The organism is Helicobacter sp. MIT 14-3879, assembly GCF_003364125.1.
In genome coordinates, this window is record NZ_NXLP01000069.1 from 1 (window position 1) to 5,554 (window position 5,554).

Annotated in this window: 2 protein-coding genes and 1 pseudogene; all 3 read right to left on the reverse strand. The window is 36.2% G+C overall.

The features are described 5' to 3' along the window. Positions 1–190 (reverse strand): annotated as a pseudogene (locus CQA44_RS13030) (hypothetical protein); the annotation flags it as partial. Positions 191–672: 482 nt separating this feature from the next. Then, positions 673–1,935, reverse strand: a complete 1,263-nt coding sequence (locus CQA44_RS10920) for an ArsS family sensor histidine kinase (protein WP_258865019.1) — start codon at positions 1,933–1,935, stop codon at positions 673–675. A gap of 373 nt (positions 1,936–2,308) precedes the next feature. After that, positions 2,309–5,437: an efflux RND transporter permease subunit gene (locus tag CQA44_RS10925; RefSeq protein WP_181881889.1), complete on the reverse strand. Its 3,129-nt coding sequence runs from the start codon at positions 5,435–5,437 to the stop codon at positions 2,309–2,311. Positions 5,438–5,554 lie beyond the last annotated feature (117 nt).

Below are 5,554 nucleotides of genomic sequence, written 5' to 3' on the forward strand. Positions count from 1 at the left end.
ATTCGCAATCTTGTAGCTGCAACTTTTCCCTAATAGTTGGGTTTGATTGCAGTGTTTGCAAGATGTTTTTAGCATGATATTTATTGAACTCTATACATGCTGCTTGAGAATTAAAACCAAATGCAATTTGTTTAGCATGAATCTTGGAGCGCATAATCACGATGAGATGATGAGTAAGACTTGCGGGCAAAAAGCATCTCAGTTGATTTAAAGAATAGCAATCTATTAAGGTATTAACAAACTTAGGCGAAGCTGCTTTTCTATTAATGAGTTGTTTGCTAAAATCAGTGGAAAAAATTTCTTGAAAGGTTTTCATGATAAAAATGGTAGCACAATTTTGTGCAATTCTATTGTGTATAAGCTTCATTTTTGGTTGTGGTTATAAAAAAGATCCTTTTTGGGATAAACCAGAAAAGGAAGATGAATTACTTTTGCCTTGATTGAATCTCAAAATACTGCTTAATAATGCTTATCAACTTAGCAGCTTAATAAGGCTTAATAATTTAATACTCTTTAATACTACTTAATACTGCCTATCAACTTAGCAAGATGATAGTCAATCATTGTGATTGTTAAGGTGTAAAGTTAATCATTCTTTTAAATCTTTAAGAAGATAATTTGAAAATAGGGCATATTTTTATTTATTATTTGTGCTTTGATTTAATGATTGATTTACAAGGTGATAAATTTTGGTGAATCATAGAAACTTTCTACAATGCAATTTTGAATTATAAATAAATTATAGCCATTTTCATGTTGATAAATTACATTGAGGTTTTGCGCTTCTAGTGCATTTTTAATAATATATATGCCAAGTCCAAAACCCTGTGAGAGAGGATTTTTTATGTCTTTAAAATAGGGTTTAAAATATTCATTAATATCAAGTGCTAAGGGTTTGCCTTTATTCTTGATAATCAAATCATTTTTGGTTGTATCAATAATTACTTGAGAATCTACACTATATTTTATGCCATTATCAATAAGGTTTTTTACCGCTAATGTAAATAAATCAAAATCCGCTTTAATCAAGTCATTATTACAATGAATGATAATGTTGTTTTGTGCGCTTTTATTGACTAAAAGCATCTTTTTAACTTCATTAATAATATTTACCAACAATATTTCTTTTTTATGAACTTGATAGTTTTTGCTTGCTAACTCCTCAATTTTGGCTAATTCATCAATAAGATTATTTAATCTTTCAAAGATATTGTGCAGTCTTTGTTGTTGCTTAGAATCATTTAACATTTCCACTATAATTTTGCCTTTTGTGATAGGCGTTTTTAACTCGTGCATAATAGAGCGTAAAAAAAGTGTTCGGGATTTTTCAATAGAATGCAGTTTTTCTACAATATAATTAAATTCACGCACCAAATCACCAATTTCATCTTGACTATTTGTTGCGTAGGTAATCTTTTGTAGGTTTTGTTTCATATTTGCCAATTCTTGTTTAATGTAGGTAAGCGGCATGAGGCGATTGATGAGAGCAATATAGACTAATACAAGGATAATTAATCCTAGTATAATCATTGTATAATATTTTGTCCAAACAAAATCTACATGATCCTGATAGACAATAAAATGCCTGATAGTTCTTAAGACAATAAAAATATCATTATGTTCTTGAACAATATCAACATGAAGACTGTCTGATGAAGGACCTTGATTAGATTCTAAGATTTTTTTCTTAAATTCCTCATTGGGTATTATTTCATAGAATCCCTGTTCTTCCAGATAACTTCTAATATCTTCTATGCTGGCATTAAATCGTCTCATTTTGCCCACTATCTTAACGGTTGTGTTATATCGCATAACACTTTCTGAATCTAATTGAATCTTAATATAAAAGAGTGAGACTGCCAAAAAACTTGTAAAGGCAAAGGCGAAAAGGATATTGACTTGAAAAAGTATTGATGAAGTTCTCCAAATGTTCATAATTTTGCTTTGCTGCCTTTTTAAATCTTATTGTATTAGGTATTTAACCTTTATGCAATTCTACACTTGCTGCTTTGAGCCTTACTAGTAGTATCTCATAAAGTATTTCTAAGAAGCAAAATCTTACAAAAAATATCTTATAACAAAAGACAATTATAACATTACTAAGAGGTTGTTATGCCAAAGTTAAGTGAAAAATCAAGAGAGGTTGCATTACTTATCATTTGTAGTAACATGTCGTGCTTATACATTGACTTTGCTTACAAGGTAGGGACAGACTGAGAACTCAAAGATAGCCATTGAGCTATGTCAATTTATAAACAGACAAAGTAGCTAGGTTACACAAGATTCATATTGTCATGATGTAGAAATCTCAATTAGGTTTTATTTTCATGGATTTTTTAGACCATTCACCCAATCGTGCAAAGAATGTCCAAAATAGAGGGATAAAAAATACTGCAATAAAAGTTGCAGCAAGCATTCCCCCAATTACACCTGTGCCGATTGCATGTCGAGATGCTGAACCTGCCCCGCTACTTAGAGCCAAAGGCAAAACTCCAATAGAAAAAGCTAAAGAAGTCATCACAATCGGGCGAAACCTTAACCTTGCTGCATGTATGGCAGCATTCATGATACTTTTACCTTCATGTTCTCTTAGCTGTTGTGCAAATTCAATGATGAGAATCGCATTTTTTGCCGAAAGTGCAATAAGCGTTACAAGCCCTATTTGGAAATAAATGTCATTGTTTAGCCCCCGCAGATATGTGGCTAAAAGCGCACCAAAGAGCGCAAAGGGGACAGCTGTAAGCACGGCAAGTGGCATCAGCCATCGTTCATATTGTGCTGCAAGGATTAAGAACACAAAGATAAGCCCAAATACAAAGGCTAGTGCTCCTGTGCCGCTACTAGCTTTTTCTTGATAACTCATACTTGAATAGGCTATTGTGTAGCCCTCAGGCAGAACTTCTTTTGCAACTGCTTCTACGGCTTTAAGCGCATCACCGCTTGAATAGCCTTGCTTTGCTTCACCCATAATCTTTGCACCATTAAAGAGATTGAATCGTTCAATAGTATCTGCTCCCACGATTCGATCAAACTTCACAAGTGTGCTAATAGGGACAAAGCTTCCATCGCTAGATTTAACAAAGACCCGACTTAAATCTTCGGGCGATTCTCTAAAACGTGATTCTGCTTGGACATTGACTTGATAGGTTTTGCCATAGAGGTTGAAGTCATTGACATAATATTGCCCAAAAGTGCTTTGTAGGGTTGTGAAAACATCATTGACATTGACACCCATAGCCTTTGCTTTATCTCTATCAAGTGTGATATAGTATTGTGGAATATCAGTGCTAAGCATATTTCTCACATTGATAAGCTCAGGTCTTTGGTTTGCTGCAGCAACAAGAGCATTGGCGTATTGCTCTAATTGTTGGATAGTTCCACCACTTCTGTCTTGGATATAAAGCTCAAATCCCCCTGCGAGTCCTAAGCCCATAATGGCAGGAGGGTTAAGCACTAAAGTGGAGGCATCAAACTTTTGATTAAATTCCCTCATAAAGCCTTGAGCTAATGCAAAAGAGCTTTGGTCTGCTCTTTTGCGCTTATCCCAGTCATTTAATGTAATAAAAGCTACGCCGCTACTTGTGCGTTGTGCGTATGCGAGCATATCAAATCCGGGCACTAGTATTGCCTGTTTGACATTGGGATTATCTCGCAAGGAATCCCAGATTTTATTGGCTATATCAACTGTGCGTGAAAGTGCGCTAGCAGGGGGAAGTTGAAAGAAAGCAAACACATCTCCCTTATCTTCGGCGGGAATAAGCCCGGTTGGGAGTGTTTTTAAGAGCCCATAGCTTGCAGCTATGATGGCTACAAAGACTAAGAGCAAAGCGGTTCCCCTCCTTAATGCGTGTGCGATTTGTTTGCTAAATTTGCGTGTGAGCCAATTAAAAAAATCATTGAATCTTCTAACTACATAGAAAGGTTGAGGCTCTTTGGTTTTAAGGATAGACACACAAAGTGCGGGCGTTAGTGTCAAAGCAACAAAGCCAGAGATAATCACAGAGATTACGATTGTAATCGCAAACTGCTTGTAAATTGCTCCTGCAAAGCCACCAATAAACGCTACAGGGATAAATACCGAGCAAAGCACAAGCACGATAGCAATCACGGGACCTTGAATTTCATTCATTGCTTTTATTGTTGCTTCTTTGACGGGGAGATTTTCACTATGAATGATACGTTCGACATTTTCTATCACAATAATAGCATCATCAACCACAATCCCAATGGCTAAGATAAGTCCAAAAAGAGTGAGGAGATTAATAGAAAAGCCTAGCGCATACATTCCGCCAAATGTGCCGATAATGGAGATGGGGATAGCAATCACGGGGATAATGGTTGCGCGGAAATTTTGTAAGAAAAAGTAGATGATAATAACCACCAACACAATAGCTTCAATAAATGTCTTAATGACTTCCTTAACCGAGACTTTGATAAATTTGGTTGAATCATAGGCGACTTTATATTGCATGCCATCGGGGAAATCTTTGGCAAGTTCTTGCATTCTTTTTTCTACTCTTTCTGCTACATCAAGGGCATTGGCACCAGGTTGGAGGTTAATCCCAAACACAGAAGCAGGTTTGCCATTAAACTTTGGACTCACACTATAATCTTTTGCCCCTAGCTCAATCCTTGCAACATCTTTTAGATGTAGAGATGAACCATCGGCATTGGAACGCAAGATGATATTACCAAATTCTTCAGGGCTTATAAATCGTCCTTGCGTGGTAACGGTGTAGGTAAAAACTAGGTCGCTTCGGACAGGCTCTTTTCCAAAATAGCCTACTGCAAATTGAGAGTTTTGTTCTGTGATTAATGTTGCCACTTCAGAAGGCGTGAGATTGTTTGCAGACAATTTGTCAATATCAAGCCAAATTCGCATTGAATAATCTTTTTGTCCAAAGTTGGTTACATCGCCAACTCCCCTTACTCGTTTGATTTCATTAATGACATTGAGGATTCCATAATTGGCAACAAAGATTTCATTATGACTAGGATTATCAGAAAAGAGGGCATAAATATTAAGAATAGTAGATGATTTTTTCAGCACGGTTACCCCTAACCTTTGCACTTCATAGGGAAGCTGGTTTAGGGCAGATTGCACGCGGTTATTTACATTGACAGTTGCCATATCTGGATTGGTGTCATTAGAGAAATACACATTAATATTTAGACTTCCTGCTGATGAGGAAGAGCTTTGCATATAAAGCATACCTTCTACACCATTAATAGAATCTTCTAGCACACTTGCTACAGTGTTAGAGATTACCTCCGCACTCGCACCGCTATAAGTTGCTGATACGACTACTTGGACAGGTGTTACTTGAGGGTATTCCTCCACAGGTAGAACCCATATAGAGATTGTTCCAATAAGCGTGATGATGATGGAAACCACCATTGCAAATACAGGGCGATTGATGAAAAAACGCGAAATCATTTTATTCCTTAGCTATTATCTCTGTAGTTTGTTATAGAATCACATTTGCAATGTTATCAAGAAAAATAGAAAAGAAGTGTCAGAATGTTGTGAGCTATGGCAGAGAGGAAGGGATTC

Bases quoted from the DNA above. Each gene is read 5' to 3' on its own strand.
- CQA44_RS10920 (WP_258865019.1), bottom strand. From the start codon at position 1,935: ATGAACATTTGGAGAACTTCATCAATACTTTTTCAAGTCAATATCCTT.
- CQA44_RS10925 (WP_181881889.1), bottom strand. From the start codon at position 5,437: ATGATTTCGCGTTTTTTCATCAATCGCCCTGTATTTGCAATGGTGGTT.